Annotated in this window: 19 protein-coding genes; 12 read left to right on the top strand and 7 right to left on the bottom strand. The window is 44.7% G+C overall.

Annotated elements, in window-relative coordinates; translation table 11 throughout:
• Nucleotides 1–47: 47 nt before the first annotated feature.
• Entirely contained in the window at nt 48–1,457 is a 1,410-nt protein-coding gene (gene hutW / locus AB4167_RS01360) for a heme anaerobic degradation radical SAM methyltransferase ChuW/HutW (protein WP_017062753.1), read from the bottom strand.
• Nucleotides 1,458–1,618: 161 nt separating this feature from the next.
• Between hutW and AB4167_RS01355 the strand changes: the two genes are divergently transcribed.
• The 6 genes from AB4167_RS01355 (at nt 1,619) to AB4167_RS01330 (ending at nt 6,483) form a co-directional block, all read left to right on the top strand.
• A complete protein-coding gene (locus AB4167_RS01355; RefSeq protein ID WP_372136000.1) occupies nt 1,619–2,410 on the top strand; it encodes a TonB family protein in 792 nt (263 codons plus the stop codon).
• 2 nt (nt 2,411–2,412) lie between these two features.
• The gene (locus AB4167_RS01350) at nt 2,413–3,114 is read left to right on the top strand and encodes a MotA/TolQ/ExbB proton channel family protein (RefSeq protein WP_065583702.1); all 702 of its coding nucleotides are present in this window, start codon (nt 2,413–2,415) and stop codon (nt 3,112–3,114) included.
• Nucleotides 3,111–3,524, top strand: coding sequence for a biopolymer transporter ExbD (locus AB4167_RS01345; protein WP_017062756.1), 414 nt, complete (start codon nt 3,111–3,113; stop codon nt 3,522–3,524). Before AB4167_RS01350 ends, AB4167_RS01345 begins: the two co-directional genes overlap by 4 nt.
• 148 nt (nt 3,525–3,672) lie before the next feature.
• Nucleotides 3,673–4,560 (top strand): hemin ABC transporter substrate-binding protein, encoded by an 888-nt coding sequence (locus tag AB4167_RS01340; RefSeq protein WP_372135999.1) that lies wholly within the window; start codon nt 3,673–3,675, stop codon nt 4,558–4,560.
• Between the two features lie 103 nt (nt 4,561–4,663).
• Nucleotides 4,664–5,701 (top strand): iron ABC transporter permease, encoded by a 1,038-nt coding sequence (locus tag AB4167_RS01335; RefSeq protein ID WP_048609731.1) that lies wholly within the window; start codon nt 4,664–4,666, stop codon nt 5,699–5,701.
• Nucleotides 5,701–6,483, top strand: coding sequence for a heme ABC transporter ATP-binding protein (locus AB4167_RS01330; RefSeq protein ID WP_017062759.1), 783 nt, complete (start codon nt 5,701–5,703; stop codon nt 6,481–6,483). The genes AB4167_RS01335 and AB4167_RS01330 overlap by 1 nt, the downstream gene beginning before the upstream one ends.
• Nucleotides 6,484–6,784: 301 nt before the next feature.
• Here the strand turns inward: AB4167_RS01330 and AB4167_RS01325 are convergent, their stop codons facing one another.
• Nucleotides 6,785–7,246: a TetR/AcrR family transcriptional regulator gene (locus tag AB4167_RS01325; protein ID WP_004731875.1), complete on the bottom strand. Its 462-nt coding sequence runs from the start codon at nt 7,244–7,246 to the stop codon at nt 6,785–6,787.
• Nucleotides 7,247–7,776: 530 nt separating this feature from the next.
• On the opposite strand from AB4167_RS01325, the gene AB4167_RS01320 reads away from it, so the two are divergent.
• Complete coding sequence (locus AB4167_RS01320) at nt 7,777–8,076, top strand: YfcZ/YiiS family protein (protein ID WP_017062761.1); 300 nt, start codon at nt 7,777–7,779, stop codon at nt 8,074–8,076.
• Between the two features lie 36 nt (nt 8,077–8,112).
• Here AB4167_RS01320 and AB4167_RS01315 read toward each other — a convergent pair whose 3' ends face one another.
• The gene (locus AB4167_RS01315) at nt 8,113–8,409 is read right to left on the bottom strand and encodes a YnjH family protein (RefSeq protein ID WP_102332681.1); all 297 of its coding nucleotides are present in this window, start codon (nt 8,407–8,409) and stop codon (nt 8,113–8,115) included.
• Nucleotides 8,410–8,512: 103 nt separating this feature from the next.
• Here AB4167_RS01315 and AB4167_RS01310 point away from each other — a divergent pair, with 103 nt between their 5' ends.
• Nucleotides 8,513–9,112 carry a hypothetical protein gene (locus tag AB4167_RS01310; protein WP_065583700.1) on the top strand — a complete coding sequence of 200 codons (600 nt, stop codon included), beginning with the start codon at nt 8,513–8,515 and terminating at the stop codon, nt 9,110–9,112.
• Between the two features lie 157 nt (nt 9,113–9,269).
• On the opposite strand, the gene AB4167_RS01305 is transcribed toward AB4167_RS01310, so the two are convergent.
• Nucleotides 9,270–10,376: a 1-acyl-sn-glycerol-3-phosphate acyltransferase gene (locus AB4167_RS01305; protein ID WP_017064308.1), complete on the bottom strand. Its 1,107-nt coding sequence runs from the start codon at nt 10,374–10,376 to the stop codon at nt 9,270–9,272.
• Between the two features lie 175 nt (nt 10,377–10,551).
• Here AB4167_RS01305 and AB4167_RS01300 point away from each other — a divergent pair, with 175 nt between their 5' ends.
• Nucleotides 10,552–11,178, top strand: a complete 627-nt coding sequence (locus tag AB4167_RS01300) for a hypothetical protein (protein WP_017067957.1) — start codon at nt 10,552–10,554, stop codon at nt 11,176–11,178.
• A 133-nt stretch (nt 11,179–11,311) separates the two neighbouring features.
• On the opposite strand, the gene AB4167_RS01295 is transcribed toward AB4167_RS01300, so the two are convergent.
• Together AB4167_RS01295 and AB4167_RS01290 are read right to left on the bottom strand one after the other, a co-directional pair.
• Nucleotides 11,312–11,797 (bottom strand): hypothetical protein, encoded by a 486-nt coding sequence (locus AB4167_RS01295; RefSeq protein ID WP_136978881.1) that lies wholly within the window; start codon nt 11,795–11,797, stop codon nt 11,312–11,314.
• Nucleotides 11,798–11,824: 27 nt separating this feature from the next.
• Nucleotides 11,825–12,346, bottom strand: coding sequence for a nicotinate-nicotinamide nucleotide adenylyltransferase (locus AB4167_RS01290; RefSeq protein ID WP_017064305.1), 522 nt, complete (start codon nt 12,344–12,346; stop codon nt 11,825–11,827).
• A 109-nt stretch (nt 12,347–12,455) separates the two neighbouring features.
• On the opposite strand from AB4167_RS01290, the gene nadE reads away from it, so the two are divergent.
• Nucleotides 12,456–13,286 (top strand): ammonia-dependent NAD(+) synthetase, encoded by an 831-nt coding sequence (gene nadE, locus AB4167_RS01285; RefSeq protein WP_017062768.1) that lies wholly within the window; start codon nt 12,456–12,458, stop codon nt 13,284–13,286.
• A 106-nt stretch (nt 13,287–13,392) separates the two neighbouring features.
• On the opposite strand, the gene AB4167_RS01280 is transcribed toward nadE, so the two are convergent.
• Complete coding sequence (locus tag AB4167_RS01280) at nt 13,393–15,249, bottom strand: hybrid-cluster NAD(P)-dependent oxidoreductase (protein ID WP_136978879.1); 1,857 nt, start codon at nt 15,247–15,249, stop codon at nt 13,393–13,395.
• A 217-nt stretch (nt 15,250–15,466) separates the two neighbouring features.
• Between AB4167_RS01280 and AB4167_RS01275 the strand changes: the two genes are divergently transcribed.
• On the top strand, nt 15,467–15,625 hold the full coding sequence (locus AB4167_RS01275; RefSeq protein WP_004731890.1) for a YqaE/Pmp3 family membrane protein: 159 nt from the start codon (nt 15,467–15,469) through the stop codon (nt 15,623–15,625).
• 192 nt (nt 15,626–15,817) lie between these two features.
• Nucleotides 15,818–16,846 (top strand): dihydroorotase, encoded by a 1,029-nt coding sequence (pyrC, locus tag AB4167_RS01270; protein ID WP_372135998.1) that lies wholly within the window; start codon nt 15,818–15,820, stop codon nt 16,844–16,846.
• Nucleotides 16,847–16,862: the final 16 nt, after the last annotated feature.

Raw genomic sequence — 16,862 nt, 5'->3', positions numbered from 1 at the left:
GAATATGTTCCGTATAAACGAGTAAGTTATAAACTAAAAATTCGATATTAAGCGTGCTTCAAACTTGCATGCGGGTGTACGCCCGAACCTGACGCTTTAGGCGCTGGGTGCATAGCTTGGTATTCAGCGTTAAGCACTTGAATCACACTCTGCGCTAGGCTTACCGCCCAAAAGCTGCCAGCAATAGTCAGGCTCAGATAATCTTCCGAAAGCTCAACTAAACCGTTCTTTTCCCAATGCGCGAACAAAGGCTTGAGGTAGTCGAACGTATCTTGCCCCATAAATCTCGGTAGCGTACTTCTTCTAACAACACCAGAATCGAAACCTGCCTTTAATGTTGAGAAGATAGGCTCTAATGAGCTTTGCTTAGTCATCATGGCAATAGGTAATTGACCTTGCTTTATAGACTCCATGTAGCTGTCTAAAGTTCGATGCTGCATCACACCATGACCGCCGATGTTGCCACCAGCGCCACAACCAATGGGTAGAACTTCGGCATAAGTTTTCGCTAAGCTGTTGTAAATGCTGCGTTCGCGGTTATCACGAGTCCAGTGGTTTACGCTCAGTTGCTTGACCTTATTTTTTGCCATGAACTCCACACCCGCCAAATACATGCTCGCCTTATCTGGCGTATTCGCAGGCGGTGGGATTTTTCCTTTCTCAACAAGATTAAGCATAGGTGCATTGCCCGCAACAATCAGTTGGTAGAGGTCAATGCCGTGTGCGCCAGTAGACATGTAGTCTTCTAAATCTTGTTGGAACACTTCCATAGATTGGTGTGGTAATCCGTATAACAGATCAAGAACGATTGGCGCTTGCTCGGTGCGGCTTAGTGAACTGATACGTTCTAGCACAACCTCTCGGTCATCTAGGCGCTTAGCACTACGTCGAACCTGAGTATTGAAACTTTGAATACCGAACGAGAAACGATTGAAGCCACCTTCAAGCGCACGATCAAACATCTCGTCACCAAATCGATTGATGCGCCCTTCCAATGTCATCTCAACATCGTTTGCTAGTGGGAAATATTGACGAATCGCTTTACCCAGCTGCTCAACTTGTTGAGACGACAAATCGGTGGGAGTTCCGCCACCAATATAGACGGCGTGAAATAGTCCAGACTGAGCCCAAGGTGTTTTGGCTTTCTGCTTTAGCTCGACCATCAGTGCATCGAAATACTCATCCACTAATTTACGGCTTGCGGCATTTTGGAAGAAATTGCAGAACGTACAACGCACACGACAGAAAGGAATGTGGATATACAAGCAACGCGTATCCTGTTTTTTCCCTTCACTCAGCATCAGTTCGTCAAAGAGTTCTAACTTCTTACTGGGGTCGACCGGAATTGAACTTCCTCCGGCGTGTGCAGAATGCTTTTTCGCAAACGCAAAACGAAGCGGATCAGGGCTAGAAACGCCCAATATTGATTCGTCAAATTTATAAATATTAAGACTCATATAATCTCTCTAAACACTTACATAGCAAAGTCTGGAAGACTATTCGCTAAAAACTGAGAGAATCATAAATACACGCAAATGATAATGCAATTGATAATTGATCTTATTTAGATTCTAGGCAATAATCCGATACAGAATTTTGATTTGGTAAAGGATTGATTGTGAACGTTCCTAGATATGTTATTGCAGGCGGTGCATCGTTAGTGATTCATGCCGCGTTGTTGTTTGTCGCTCAAGAATCCAAAGTATTTGCGATGCCTGCAGGTAGCCAATCGAACACGGTATCGATCAACTTCACTCCTAAGAGCGTTCCTTCACAAGCTCAGCAAAAAACAATCACAGAGCCAGTTAAACCTGAGCCAATAAAAGAAACCGTCTCGCAAGCCGAACCAAAAACGGTTGAGCCAAAGCAAGCTAAGCCAACCCCAAAGAAAAAAGCGATCACCAATAAACCTCAACCAAAGAAAGTTGAGAAAAAAGTGATTGAAAAGAAGGTTGTCGAGAAAAAGCCTGTTCAAAAGAAACCAGTGACTGAGAAAAAGGTGGTGAAGAAAGAACGCCCAGAGCCAGCCACTCAACCAGAGAAACTGGCCGACAAGAAAGTCGATAAGAATATGGACGAATCTGCCAACCAGTCTCAGGAAGTAAACCAAGGCGTATCAAACCAAGAGCCGGTTTTAGTCACTAAGCCTTCGTTCTCTGCGCGTCCTACCCCACCGAATTACCCTCGCCAAGCAAGACGTCGTGGCGTTGAAGGTGTCGCGACTTATGAGATCTGGCTAGACGCTGAAGGCAAACAAATTAAACAAGCATTAGTAAATTCATCAGGCGCGCTAATGCTCGATAACGCCGCATTAGATGCCATTAAACAATGGAAATTCTCACCTCACACTGTCAATGGTCGAGCTATTGCTCACCGAGTACAAATACCTGTTCGTTTTAGGTTGGATTAATCATGCAACAAATCAGTTACTTACAAGATCAACTTGGCTTAATGACTTGGCCTCTTCTTATCTGCTCAGCATTAACAGCAATGATCATCGCTGAACGTGTCTTCCAAGTCATGCTCAGCATTGGTGTGGGCAAACGTGCCATTCGTCGCGAGTTAAACCAAACCTCACCAACCAACAGCAAAGAGATTGAAGCGCTTGCTCAGTCGATTTCAGGTAAACGCCCGCTACTGTACAAGGGCGTGTCAATGTTGCTTGCTCACCACTCTTTTTCGAAAGGACTACGTGAAGATGCTGCTGGAATCTGGCTACAAGAAAAACGCCACCAGCTTCATGCCGGTTTAAGACTGCTTGGTTTGATCGGCGTGATAAGCCCACTCATCGGCTTGCTTGGTACGGTACTTGGTCTTATTGAGATGTTTAAAGGCGTTGCCGCGACAACAGGCAGCATCACGCCTAATGATTTGGCAGATGGTCTTGGATTAGCAATGCGAACCACAGCAGCAGGTTTAATGATTGCGCTTCCAGCTATTTCTGGTGCTCAGCTACTCGGGCTATGGGCCGATCGAGTGCTAGCTCAATTGGAGCATACATTGAACTATGTGAATGTGTGGCTAGAAGGCATGTCGATTCAAACCAATCAGTCTGATGATACTCAAGGTAAGCCTATCAACAAAACCTCTATCGGTGATGTGAGTCAAGCATGATTAAAACGCCCCACTCATCTCACACACAGAGCCTAGCGCCGGACTTAACACCGCTGCTCGACATCATTTTTATCGTGATGGTTTTTCTATTGCTTACGGCATCGGTAAAGCTGGAATCGCTAGAAGTTGAGCTGCCAAGCTCGGATGTTAAAAACGTTTCTGAAGTCCACAAGGATTCGATTAGCGTCAATATTTTAGACCGCGAACCCTACTGGGCAATTAACGGCCAAGAATACATCGACTGGGAAAATTTCAAGATTGCCCTGTTAGAAGAGACTGGTTCAACGGATAAAAAACCGATCATCATTGGCGCAGATAAAGCCGCTAACGTGGAGAACCTAGTGAAGTTGCTTTCATTCCTTCAAGAAAACGGAATACCAGCGACTCAATTGCTCACGGACGATGGCTAGAGCGACACTCAATTTTCACGAGGTTTGGCTTCTGGTTGATAAAACTAAACAAGCAGACTAAGCCTCTCTATCGATTCGAACTCACAATGCGAACGGACTGCTCACTGAGTATCTTCGCGATACAAAAAGAAAATATAAAGAACTTATTATGAACAACTTAAACGTGCTCAATAAATTAAAGACCAAGACACCTCTTCTTTCATTAGCTGCAATCAGCCTGGCACTTAGCGCACCCGCAATGTCCAACGACGCTGAACAACCTCGAATCATCAGTGCTGGTAGTGCCGTTACTGAATTGGTTTTGGCATTAGGTGCCGAAGAGCAGTTAGTCGCGATTGATGTGACCAGCCACTTCCCTCAAGGAGAAAACCTGCCAAAGATTGGTTATCACCGAAACCTGTCTGCTGAAGGTCTACTCGCCCTAGAGCCAACCACATTGATTGGCTCAGATGAAATGGGACCAGACAACGCGATTTCTCAATTAAAATCGGCAGGCGTCGATGTAGAGATCGTCAACACCGAAGCAAACGTGGAAGGGCTGTTAAAGCGTATTGACCAAATCGCCAAGATTACCCATACCGAAGCGCACTCGCAGCAAGTTAAAGCTGAAGTAAATCAGAAGATTGCAGCACTGAAAGCGAACCAGGTACCAAGTAACGAAGCGAAGAAAGTACTTTTCCTGTTGCTGCACGAAGGTCGCCCTGCGAACGTTGCTGGCGGTGAAACTTCGCCAAACGCAATCATCGAGTTAGCTGGCGGTATCAACCCTGCAGCTCAAAGCCTAACGTCTTACAAGCCACTGTCGATGGAATCACTGGTAGAAATGCAGCCAGATGTGATTTTAGTCAGTGGTCGTAGCTACCAAAAAATGGGCGGTGCTGATGCCATCCTGAAATCGCTACCTATGTTAGCGGCAACGCCTGCAGGTATGAACAAGCAAATCATTACCGTAAATGGCAGTGCTTTGGTTGGCGGGCTTGGCCTAGAAAGCCTCTCTGAAGCAAAGCGTCTAAACGCACTTATTTACCCGCTATAACTCAACCACCCTATTTCTGCTATCGCTAATTCGCTTCCCTCACCAACTGACTCACGCTGTTGTTGAAGGAGGTCGAAGTTAGCGATAGATATTGAGGCCCTTTATGTTGTTACGATCCGTCCCGCTGAAAACATCGATGTTAGGCCTAGGTGCTACCCTAGTCTTCGTCGCACTGTTTTCAATCACCGTTGGGCCAATGAACATTAGCTTGGCTGACAGCGCAGCGAGCTTACTTCAGCCAAACAATGACTTAGCACCCCACATCAACTTGGTGATTCAAGAGATTCGCTTACCTCGAACCATTTTATGCATGTTGATTGGTGCGATTCTCGCGTTATGTGGTGCTGTTATGCAGGGCCTATTTCGAAACCCGCTTGCTGAGCCTGGGATCATCGGTGTGTCTGCTGGTGCGGCGCTAGGTGCAGCACTGGCCATCGTACTTTTCTCTGAGCTATCGCTTCAATACCCTGCTTTCATGAACTTTGCTGCGGTTCCTGTGTTCGCTTTTCTTGGCGGCGCTTTAACCACGCTGCTGGTGTATAAGCTGGGTACAGGTAAATTCGGCACCTCTGTCACCATCATGTTGTTGGCGGGTGTGGCGATCAGTGCGCTCTCTGGCGCAGGTATTGGCTTCTTGAATTTCATTGCTGATGACCAAATGCTGCGCGATCTTTCATTGTGGTCGATGGGTTCATTGGCGGGCGCTAAGTGGTCAGGAATTTTGCTGGCAGCTGTCACGCTCGTTGGCTTGTTTGTTGTTTTCTACCGCCAAGCGATGTCTCTAAATGCTCTATTACTGGGCGAGTCAGAAGCGCAACACCTTGGTATCCCAGTTCAAAAGCTGAAACGAAAGCTGATTCTACTGACGGCTGCGGGCGTTGGTATCACAGTTAGCCTGTCTGGCATGATTGGTTTTATTGGATTGGTTATCCCACATTTAGGTCGCATGTTGGCAGGCCCTGACCACCGAGTTCTGTTGCCACTATCAGCGGTACTAGGCGCACTGCTGCTAACCGCCGCAGACATGTTCTCACGTGTGGTACTTGCTCCGGCTGAACTTCCTGTTGGTATTGTCACTGCGATTATCGGCGCCCCATTCTTCTTATATCTACTATTTCAACAGAAAGGGAGAATCCTTTAATGTTTCCTTCAGCTTTAAAAGCGACCGATATCGAAGTGAAGTTCGGCAGTAAAGTGATATTAGATGGCGTTTCTATTGAGATTGAAGCGGGAAAGGTAACCACACTGCTTGGGCCAAATGGCGCAGGTAAAAGCACGCTGCTTAAAGCTTTGTGCCAAGAGATATCAAGCAACGGCGATATCCAGTATTTTGGACACAGTAAAGACAAGTGGCCTTCTCAAAAGTTAGCGAAGCACCTTGCTATGCTTCCTCAACACAGCACATTGACCTTCCCATTCTTGGCACATGAAGTTGTCGAGCTTGGTGGGATTCCTCTGCAAGAATCCAACAAGAAGCTGACCAGCATTGCTAGCCAAAAAATGGATGTTGCTGATGTGACTCACCTGAGTGAAAGACTTTATCCTTCGCTATCAGGCGGTGAAAAGCAGCGAGTGCACTTGGCTCGAGTGTTAACTCAGCTTCACCACTCTGGTGACCAATGTATTTTGATGCTTGATGAACCAACCTCTGCACTGGATCTTGCCCACCAGCACAACACCTTAAAGATTGCGAGAGAATTAGCCGATAACCACAATGCCGCGGTTATCGTGGTTTTGCATGATCTCAACTTAGCCGCGCAGTATTCCGATCGATTGGTGGTATTGAAAGATGGCAATTTGGTGTGTGATGGCAAGCCTTGGGATGCACTGAAACCTTCGATGATAGAAGATGTGTATGGTTACAAAAGTATCGTAGAAAAACACCCAACCATGAGCTTCCCTCAGGTTCATCCCGCACAATAACCACAATCAAAAACTGGCGCATTTAGAGTATTCGTTCCTTCTAACGCCGACACCATTCAAAGCCTCGATTTAGTCGAGGCTTTTTTATTGGCTCACAGCCTCTCTCTCGCCTTAAACTCAATTTTGTTAGTAACCATAGCAATAAGCTATAAAACGGCTCACCCAGAGCATTTGAGGCTCTAGAAATGAACTCTACTTGTTAGGGTTACTTAGCTTTTAACACTGAAGAGAAAAACGCACAAGAAGTGAAACTGCAAGCACAAAAAAAGCCCCCGTAGGAGCTTCTTTTATTGAGTGCTGATTATTGGCTCATACGAATCAATGATTTACCAATCAACCACTCTAGTTCTTTACCGCTAGTATCGCCAAACTGAGTTTCAGTCAGCTTGTATAGACGATCAATACCGTTTGCAGCGAACTCATGTGCGCTCTCAGCAGTAACGATATGATGGAAAAGTAAACGTAAGATTGCTAGGAACTCAGCGTCTTCAAGTGCTGCAACCCAGCTAGCTGAAAATGCGTCAAGGCCATTTTCGAAGTCAATGTGTTCCATGAACATCTTGAAAATACGACCGTCTAGAGCAGCAGTAAAATCCGTTTTCTTTGGAAAGTGATGACTTATACCTGTACGAGAAACACCCGTTTGTTGACTCAACGTCGTGTATGACATCTTGTCGTAACCCAATCTTAGTAGCTGGTCTACAACGGCATCCATGATTTTCTGGATCGTGATTTCTGTATCTTCTTTACTACGCTTTGGCATATTCAGGCTCTTCTCTTTGTAAATCCATCTAACTCAATCAAATGAAGTCAGAATGAAAATCGTTATCAGCATTATGTGAGCAAGGTATTTTTTCGCAAGTATTTATAACTAAATTCACACAAATACTATGTACGAACAATTTTACAGTGATGCCTCTTTGGACACTTTGTCTAATTATTCTTCGAAAATCACCTTACAATCCTAAGTCGATAATTTTAAATAACGACTTAGAATATGAAATACCCAACGAAAAATTCATTGTATAAATACCTATCAAGCGATAGATAGTCTTATAAAATCATTTCTGGCGCAACTAAGTGAATGATATTCTGACATATTAATAACATTCCTCTTCAACAAAACGTGAGGTAAATCACATACATATTTGGCGGCGCGAATATAGATATTCATCAAACACCTTAACAAACAACATAGCATACCAGTATAAATTAGTTCAAAGGTTTTAATTTTTGTAGATACAGTTCAAATTGCTCGTTAGAATAACCTCAGACTTTGTAAGAGGATTATTTATGAGCCAAGATATTGGTAACAACGATGTATGTGAGGCTTGCGGCTGTGCAGGCGAAATCGGGTTCATCATTAAAGAAGGCGACGATGTTGCTGAAGTAACGGTTTACGGAAACTCAAAAGCACTGATTGAAGCTGAGTTTGCTAAGTATGTTGAACTTGCTAAACAAGTGTCTAGCAACGTTGAGTTCGAAGCATCAGAGATGACTGAAGAAAGCACAGAGTTGCACGCTCGCTTTAAATTTGAAGTTAGCGCTGAGAAGATTATTTTTGAACTTAAGACTCGCTCTCTAGCGCGTTAATATAAGCATTTATATGCTTATTAAAAGACGAGTGAATTACTCGTCTTTTTTTAATTGAACCCAAGCCAGTGACCCATTTTGCTCAAAATCATTTTCTGCAGCGCACTGAATCACTACGCCCCCTACCTCTAACACTGCCCCAATACTATAAGCCTTGTCATCATAATAACAAACTCGTTGCTGTTGACTGCCTTGTGTCACCACTACCGCAGCTTTACCGGGCGTTGAAATTACTTTATTGGCACTCGCAGACATTGAGCCAAACAATGAAGCGGCTATCAGAAAGACCTTAATAATTCGTATATTTACTCTAATCATTGATTTACCTATCATCTTTGCTCCATTCCTCGTTAATCTACCGCCAAATGGGTAAAACACTATGCGAGATTAATTTTTCCATTATAGTGTAAGCGTCTATCGTAATAAGAAGCCTGTTATGCTCAGAATAATTGCACTTATTATTGGTTCCTTAACCATAACAAATGTCAGTGCTGAACCACTCGATCACTATCAAATATTGAACCATCTCGATAATTACGGAAACTTATATCTACGAAATAAGCCTTATAGATCACTTCCAACTGGCTTGGTGGTAGATGGTAATCTCAATATAGAGAATACTGCGATCACACGCCTACCCAAAGGGTTAGAAGTGAACGGCAGCCTTAAAGGCTCTAACAGCCAACTCGCTCGAGTCCCGAGCGGGGTTAAGATAAAAGGTTACGTCGACTTGATTGGCAGCCAAATCACCAGCTGGCCAAGAGGTGTAAGAGTGGGCGGCTTTATCAACCTCACCGACACTCCACTGGAAAGGCTACCGAATGGCTTTAGAGTAAAAGGCGATCTGAGCGTGATCCGCACTCCTTTAACCGAGTTACCCAACGGGATCGTGATTGACGGCGACCTTTATATAGGTGGTTCTGGGATTACAACATTCCCCGAGACCATGACAGTCAAAGGCAACATCTATCTGGGCGGCAACACCGTAACCAAATGGCCAACCAATCTAGATCTCGGTGGTGCAGTCGCTCGCTAATTCAGGCTAATGCTCTAATGCTCTAATGCTCTAATGCTCTAATACGTTAATGCTCGATCGCAGCAACAAATGGTGATTCAGAAACAAAAAAGGAGCCCAAGGCTCCTTTTTCAATTCAATCAAGTTGCTAATCAACTAGCAAGCTAACTAACGCTCGTTAACCAATGTTCTTCACTGGGTTGGCGTAGCTATCGATCAAGTACTGACGCGCACCTTGTGGCAGGCTCGACAGTTTAGCTTCAAACTCTTGTTTAACGGCCGCTGTAATCGACTCATCTTCTTTTTCTGCTGCCAGCAAGTTTACTGGGAACAGTTTGTAGTTATCGTGGATCTGACGATCGATCTCTTCAGCAAGCGCTTCAGGCGTATCAAAATCTTGGTCGATAACCTGACCGAAACCAACGTGAACGCGTCCTTTATCACCGATGATGCCTTGAATGATACTTTCGATATCTTCAAACTCACCCTTTTCGTAACTGCCGTTTACGTCTTTTTCGAAAAGCTCTATCGCTTTAGCCGTGTCACATGGGTCGTTCTCGTAAGAAATAGCCACAGGAACAATCTTCAATGACTTCACGTATTCAGGGAAAGCAATTTTTTGCTTACGTCCTTCAACGTGGAACATTTTCAAAATTGCTGGCTCAGTAAAATCGTTACCGTCTTTCGCACGACCTTCCTTTTGAGCGATCCAGATTGAGTTGCCCGTTTCTAGAGAGTGCTTAATGTAAGAAGACAACTGCCCTAGCGCTTTCATCATCTCACGCGGTCCTTTCAAAGAACGCTTTACGATGAAGCTCTTATTTAAACGCATCAATTCAGTCGCACATGGCTTTTTCAACAGGTTGTCTCCGATAGCGATACGACAAGTCTGATGATTATTTTGATGCAGAGCGTAATTTACCAACGCAGGATCCATAGCAATGTCACGATGGTTTGATACAAACAGATAAGCTTGGTTCGCATCCAGTGACTCGATACCAGTGTACGTCACACCGCTAGTGGTTTTCGCTAACGTGTCGCGTAAGTACTTTTTCACTTCAATCTGAATGGATTCAACGCTAGTCAGCTTGCTCCATTTCATTTTTAAGTACACACGCAAAATCGGGCTCATTAATGCTTTGAACCAAGACGCATGGTTTGAAAAACGGTAGTGCAAGATTGCACTGATAAATTCTTCATCATTAATAAGACGGTTTAGTGCCGCTGGAATTTCATCATCGCCGTAAGGGCGAATATCAACATATGGATCGGTTGGAGAGGTCATTTTTTAATTCATATAATAAAAAGCTGGCTCATTCTACGCGTTGTTTTGACTTCTCGCAGCTACAGAGCCCATACTTTTGACAAGGTCAGACCAGAAACATTGAAAATCCCCTGTTATTGTTGGCATTCTTTAAGATTAACGGTAATCTTGACGCCCCAAAATTAAGGTACTATCTATGAACTTCGCTATTGAATATACATCGGCTTACTTTTCACACTTGGTGATCACACCACGCAAGAAAGTACTTAAACATAGCCTTGTATCGGTTCAAAGTGGCTTGGTTTTGATTAAGTTAGGCAAACAAGAGTATGCCGTTGAACCAGGACAAAGCGTCTGGATTCCACACGACTGCCTAACGTCACTGACCTACTTTCCAAACACTCAGGTTAACCGTGTCGATTTTTCTGTTCGTTTGACGGATTCATTCCCAAGACAAGCGGGTTACATTACGCAAACGAACCTCTCTTCGGCACTACTAGAAAAGCTAGAACAAACCAAAGCTCGTGCTTCCAATGCCAATAATACGGAACAAGCGTTTAAAGATATGCTTTCTGTCTTGAAGCAAGAAGTGTTGTCGTTTAAACCACTGCTTTGCGAAAGTGCTCTTTCTCAGCGATTCAATCAATGGAACATTGATGATTCAAACCTGCCACAAGAGCACACTCTGGTGATGGTGATGCGAGAAGCGAAGAAACGCATGCAGTCAGGTCAAAAACGTTCACTTGTGATTGATGATCTGTTCTCAGGTAAAGAAGAAGAGTTCGAGCAACTGTGTATGCTTGTTTTTGGTGAAGATTTATAGCTTGCCGGAAAGTGAGTGCTGGTATTAAAACTCGCAAGCCAGATACTAAAAAGCCGCAAAAACTGAGTTTTTGCGGCTTTTTTAATTCTTACTATTTAGACGTAGATAGCAATCTATCTGTGTATCTGCCTGTCTAAAATGGCAACTCAACCTGCATCATTAGGTCGGCGTCACGTGAGTTGTGCCAACGATAATCAAAGCGCATACGCGGCTGCCCTTCGACTTTCTCGCCAAAACCGATGCTGAGTTGAAGACCATGATTCATCAACCACTCTTCAGTCGACATATCATACTGCTCATCTTCAAGGTCTTCTGGAAACCACATACCCAAGCCAACATAGTTTGACTCAATGCTTTGTGTCAGCAATGGCGAGTCTTTGGTTTGAAGAACCCAGTCAGACCAATAGTCCGGTGTGCTTTCCGGTTCATCATCGCTCAGCCCACTGATTTCCATCATACGTTGGCCAAAAGACTCAATGCTGGTCGAGAAATCTAGACAATTGTCATCTTCATCAGAAGTCAGCATGATTGAATCTAAGCTAAAAAAATCACACTCAGCATACGCAGGCATACTACATGCTGCCATGATCAACGTCGCTGGTATCGCGCTCTTTAGCATAGTCCTCTGACCTCTTGATTAGTGAACTCACATTATCTGATACAGTCCACTATCTTGCAACATCTTTGTAACTGACTTTGTACTCAGTTTTGCAACATCGCTTCCACTTATCAGTGCATTACGTATGTCTGTGCTGCGAATTTTCACTTTTTCAGGGCAAGCCATTACAGACCACTGCTCGGTAATCTCATCTGATTTATAGAAAGATGAGAACTTAAAGAAGTTATCTGGGCCAATAACAAACGTCAGTTCAGCGTCACGATGTAACTTTTGCAGTTCACTGAGTACAGCAAAAGTCGTCACGCTTTCGCCGGGTGTAAATAAGCTCTTTTCGATCAACGAAAGCTCAACTTGATCCAGTGAAAGATCACTGATAAATGCATTAACTAACTGACATCTCGTATCAAAGTCTAGCATCTCTTTTCCCCAAGCATGGGCAATACTTGGAACGAGTAGAATTTTGTCAAAGTGAGCCAACGAATCAATCACACTTTTATGCCCTAGGCTCGGTGGATTAAACGCACTACCGAAAATGGCTATTTTTTCCATTGTTTATTACTGCCTTCTCTTTCTAAGCTTGTGCAAAGAGGTTTTTAAATCGGATGATTTAGGTATGATAACACTAGATTTTTAATTTGCTTGCAGGAAAGGAATACGAATGGAACAGTTAATTCGTGACGAAATGCGCGTACTACCTTCAATTGACCCTCACTTCGAAGTGACTCGTCGTGTGGACTTTATTAAAACGAAACTTCAGCAGTCAGGCTGCAAGTCTCTGATCCTTGGTATCAGTGGCGGTGTAGACTCAACGACCTGTGGCCGCTTGGCACAAATGGCCGTGGATAGCCTGAATGAAAACTCTGGCAGCAACGACTACCAATTCATTGCGGTTCGCCTACCTTACGGCGAACAAAAAGATGAAGATGAAGCACAACTTGCTCTCTCTTTCATCCAGCCTTCTCAATCTGTTTCTGTAAACATCAAAGCGGGTGTTGATGGGCTTCACGCAGCATCTCACGTTGCACTTGAAGGTACAGGTTTACTACCAACAGACTCAGCAAAAATCGACTTTGTTAAAGGTAATGTGAAAGCTCGCGCTCGCATGATCGCGCAATACGAAATTGCGGGTTACGTTGGTGGTCTTGTGATTGGTACTGACCACTCAGCAGAAAACATCACTGGCTTCTACACCAAACACGGTGACGGTGCATGTGATTTAGCGCCTTTGTTTGGCCTGAACAAGCGTCAAGTTCGTGAACTTGCAGCAACGCTAGGTGCGCCAGAGCTATTGGTTAAGAAAGTGCCTACTGCCGACCTAGAAGAGCTTGATCCACAGAAAGCCGACGAAGCAGCATTGAACCTTTCTTACGACCAAATCGATGATTTCCTTGAAGGTAAAGAAGTCCCTCAAGATGTGTCAGACCGCTTAGTAGGCATCTACAAAGCAACACAGCACAAGCGTCAACCGATCCCAACGATCTACGATTAATTGTTTGAATTAATCTTAGAATCAAAAAGGCCGGAAGTTCATTTCAGTGAACTTCCGGCCTTTTCTATTCAATGTGCTTTTCTTTCTGGCCTTCCGACCTACCGAGTTAGTCTACAACTTCGATATCAGTTTGAGGCACACTGCAACACGCCAGTATTTGCCCCATGTTGCGTTCATGCTCTTGCAACGCCGGTACATCAGGTTGATGAACTTGCCCAGACTCAAGGGTCACTTTACAAGCACCACAGAAACCCGCGCGACAGCTTGATGCGATAGACACACCTGCCGACTCAGCTTGCTCTAGTAGTGTTGATTGGTTGTTGCCTTCGAACAGGTAGCCGTTAACGCTCAACTGCAGTTGCTTCACCGCTTCTTCCGTTGATTGAGCAACACCAAACGCTTCTTGATGATAATGTTGAGGATTCAGCCCCATTTGAATCAGCAATTTCTTGGCATTATCCATAAAGCCGTCAGGGCCACACACGAATGCTTGGCGCTTATGAAGGTCCTCAATTTTGGCGACATGAGACACACTCAAACGACCTGACAAACCATCCCACTCTTTCGTTGGTTGGCTTAGTGAATAAATCACACTTAGACCAGCATGTTCGCGAGCGATCTTATCAATCTCAGCTTGATAAGGGATATCTTCTTCACTGCTGCATTGGTGATAGAACACCACATCATCAATCTGACCATGGTCGGCTAAGTAACGAAGCATCGACAACATAGGGGTGATGCCGCTTCCCGCTGATAACAGCAGTAATGGATGTGTTGGGTTATCTTCTAAGTAGAATGCGCCATCTGGATTCTGAGCAACTAGCGTGTCACCGACTTGGAAGTGATCATTGAGCCAGTTTGAGATTTGACCATCGTCCACTCGCTTCACGGAAATCGCCAAACGACCTGCGCGTGAAGGGCTAGAAGATAACGTGTAACGACGAGACACTTTCTCGCCATTAATCACCATTTCAATCGGTAGATGCTGCCCCGGCTGATAGCTTGGCAATAAATTGTTCTCTTTCGCTGGCTCTAGCCAAAAGGTTGTGAAGTCGCGAGCGATCTCTTCACGCTCGACGCAAGTTAAGTGCAGTGACTCGACCCAAGAGTCTTCGTAGTGTTCTTTCTCTTTGGTTTCAAGTACCTCAACAACGTCACCCGCTTTCACCAGACCTTCATTTTTCGCCACAAGGTTCTGACCAAAGAAAACGCCACCACGTTCATTGGCTCTGAACGTAGAAAAGGTATTGAGTGGCTCTTTTGTTGCTCTGAATTCGCCGCTCTCAACATCGACTGTCGTTAGGATACAGCGCTCACAAGGCTTAACCGCTTCGAATTCAACCTCACCAATTCGAATGCGCTTCCAACCATCTTCAGCAAACGCTTCAGTGTTTGAGACGACAAAATTGGTGCGGAACTGATCCATGGAATGCGTTTCAGGACTACGGCGATTCAACTCATCAAGCGAAGCTTGGCTGATGATTAACATCGGGTAACCATCGGCGAAACTGACATTCTGACCAAGCTTTTCTCGAACACGATTAGATTGCTCACCACAGAACAGAAGTTCTACGCGAACACCAAGCACATCGCTAAACCAATCATCCGCCTCGTCGTTGGTGGTATACGCAGTGAAGCTATCTTTCCACACTGTTGCAGGCGCTTCTTGCATCTTGAAGTTTGCATATTTTAGGCGCAGCGGTTCTTTGCCTTCGTAAGTAAAAATCAAACCGTCTGGCTGCAAGCTAGAAGACACCTTGACCATTTTAGGGTACTTACGCGCCGTCACCATTGAGCCGTCAGCCAAGGCCAACATAAAACGTCTGTCGAAGGTAAGGCCCTGTTTTTCGACCCAAGCAGAAGAGAGTGCAATCCCACCTACTGATTTAACCGGAAACACGTTGATTTGAGATAAGGAAGGAGCTTGCTCTGAAGCCTTTCGATCTATAGGTGACTGCGACATAACGATTCCAATGTTTTGTTGTTTGTGCCAATGCTAACAAATGGTTATAAATAGATAAACTGGCAGGCATTAAACACTTGATACTAAGCTAGTATCTTGAGATGTTTAGCTTTCTATCTTGATACATTAAGGCAGCAATGCAGTAACACTCTCCATACGTTCTATAATGTGAACACGGTTATCGCATTGAACTTTCATTGAATAAAAAGGATTTATCATGAACAAACTCGTCATTATCATCTTATGTGTACTACTTCCGCCTGTTGGCGTGTTCTTCGCTCGTGGCGCAGGTAAAGACCTATTGATTAACATCATCCTGACTTTCTTCTTCTGGGTGCCAGGGATGATCCATGGACTCTGGGTGGCGACTCGCTAACCCGTATCCAAAAATAAATACTGAATTAAAACGGCATAAAAACAAGCTCCTAGCCCTGAAGAGTTAAAAATAGGATGAAATGAAAGTGCTTTTCCACTATCATCCTGTCGCCTAAACGTAAGCGATTGCTTTCACAGATTTCGCCGAGTTTAGGCTCCAACTACATAACACTTCAAATGGTGGGAGCCTTCAATGACACAACTTACGATTACTCGTCCTGACGACTGGCACGTTCATCTACGCGATGGCGAAGTATTAAAAGATACAGTTCGCGATATCAGCCGTTACAATGGTCGAGCGTTAATCATGCCAAATACCATCCCACCGGTAACCGATACCGAAATGGCTCTTGCTTACCGTGAACGCATCATGGCAGAGCAGCCAAGTGAACAATTCCAGCCTCTAATGGCACTTTACCTGACAGACAACACAACACCTGATGAAATTCGTAAAGCGAAAGAATCTGGCGCTGTTGTAGCAGCGAAGCTATACCCTGCTGGCGCAACAACAAACTCTGATTCAGGCGTAACTTCTGCTCAAAAGATTTACCACGTACTAGAAGCAATGCAGGAAGTTGGCATGCTACTTTTGGTACACGGTGAAGTAACGACTCACGATGTTGATATCTTTGACCGTGAGAAGCAGTTCCTGGACACAGTACTTGCACCGATTGTGAACGACTTCCCTAACCTGAAGATTGTTCTAGAGCACATCACAACTGCAGATGCTGCGACTTTCGTGAAGAACGCGAACGACAACGTTGCTGCGACTATCACCGCTCACCACCTGCTTTACAACCGCAACCACATGTTGGTTGGCGGCATTAAGCCACACTTCTACTGCCTTCCTATCCTAAAGCGCAACACGCACCAATTAGCGCTTATCGAAGCGGCAACAAGCGGCAGCAAGAAGTTCTTCTTGGGTACAGACTCCGCACCACACGCCAAAGGCGCTAAAGAATCAGCATGTGGTTGTGCGGGTTCTTACACTGCGCACGCTGCAGTAGAGCTGTACACAGAAGTATTCGAGCTAGAAGGTAAGCTTGAGAACCTAGAAGGTTTCGCGAGCCACAATGGCCCTGACTTCTACGGTATCCCACGTAACACAGACACCATCACTCTAGTAAAAGAAGAGTGGAATGTATCTGAGACAATGCCTTTCGGTTCAGACATTGTTGTGCCAATCCGTGGCGGCGAGGCGATTGCTTGGTCTGTAAAATAAGCACTTGGGCTGTTAA

It is taken from the genome of Vibrio sp. 10N.286.49.E11, from assembly GCF_041469505.1.
Lineage (GTDB): Bacteria > Pseudomonadota > Gammaproteobacteria > Enterobacterales > Vibrionaceae > Vibrio > Vibrio crassostreae_C.
The sequence above is the reverse complement of the archived record's forward strand: the minus strand, read 5'-3'. Positions and strand labels throughout refer to the sequence as shown.

What these genes read in the sequence shown, in the direction of transcription:
- hutW (WP_017062753.1), bottom strand. Translation starts at nt 1,457, where the DNA reads ATGAGTCTTAATATTTATAAATTTGACGAATCAATATTGGGCGTTTCT.
- AB4167_RS01350 (WP_065583702.1), top strand. Translation starts at nt 2,413, where the DNA reads ATGCAACAAATCAGTTACTTACAAGATCAACTTGGCTTAATGACTTGG.
- AB4167_RS01345 (WP_017062756.1), top strand. Translation starts at nt 3,111, where the DNA reads ATGATTAAAACGCCCCACTCATCTCACACACAGAGCCTAGCGCCGGAC.
- AB4167_RS01340 (WP_372135999.1), top strand. Translation starts at nt 3,673, where the DNA reads ATGAACAACTTAAACGTGCTCAATAAATTAAAGACCAAGACACCTCTT.
- AB4167_RS01335 (WP_048609731.1), top strand. Translation starts at nt 4,664, where the DNA reads ATGTTGTTACGATCCGTCCCGCTGAAAACATCGATGTTAGGCCTAGGT.
- AB4167_RS01330 (WP_017062759.1), top strand. Translation starts at nt 5,701, where the DNA reads ATGTTTCCTTCAGCTTTAAAAGCGACCGATATCGAAGTGAAGTTCGGC.
- AB4167_RS01325 (WP_004731875.1), bottom strand. Translation starts at nt 7,246, where the DNA reads ATGCCAAAGCGTAGTAAAGAAGATACAGAAATCACGATCCAGAAAATC.
- AB4167_RS01320 (WP_017062761.1), top strand. Translation starts at nt 7,777, where the DNA reads ATGAGCCAAGATATTGGTAACAACGATGTATGTGAGGCTTGCGGCTGT.
- AB4167_RS01315 (WP_102332681.1), bottom strand. Translation starts at nt 8,409, where the DNA reads ATGATAGGTAAATCAATGATTAGAGTAAATATACGAATTATTAAGGTC.
- AB4167_RS01310 (WP_065583700.1), top strand. Translation starts at nt 8,513, where the DNA reads ATGCTCAGAATAATTGCACTTATTATTGGTTCCTTAACCATAACAAAT.
- AB4167_RS01305 (WP_017064308.1), bottom strand. Translation starts at nt 10,376, where the DNA reads ATGACCTCTCCAACCGATCCATATGTTGATATTCGCCCTTACGGCGAT.
- AB4167_RS01300 (WP_017067957.1), top strand. Translation starts at nt 10,552, where the DNA reads ATGAACTTCGCTATTGAATATACATCGGCTTACTTTTCACACTTGGTG.
- AB4167_RS01295 (WP_136978881.1), bottom strand. Translation starts at nt 11,797, where the DNA reads ATGCTAAAGAGCGCGATACCAGCGACGTTGATCATGGCAGCATGTAGT.
- AB4167_RS01290 (WP_017064305.1), bottom strand. Translation starts at nt 12,346, where the DNA reads ATGGAAAAAATAGCCATTTTCGGTAGTGCGTTTAATCCACCGAGCCTA.
- nadE (WP_017062768.1), top strand. Translation starts at nt 12,456, where the DNA reads ATGGAACAGTTAATTCGTGACGAAATGCGCGTACTACCTTCAATTGAC.
- AB4167_RS01280 (WP_136978879.1), bottom strand. Translation starts at nt 15,249, where the DNA reads ATGTCGCAGTCACCTATAGATCGAAAGGCTTCAGAGCAAGCTCCTTCC.
- AB4167_RS01275 (WP_004731890.1), top strand. Translation starts at nt 15,467, where the DNA reads ATGAACAAACTCGTCATTATCATCTTATGTGTACTACTTCCGCCTGTT.
- pyrC (WP_372135998.1), top strand. Translation starts at nt 15,818, where the DNA reads ATGACACAACTTACGATTACTCGTCCTGACGACTGGCACGTTCATCTA.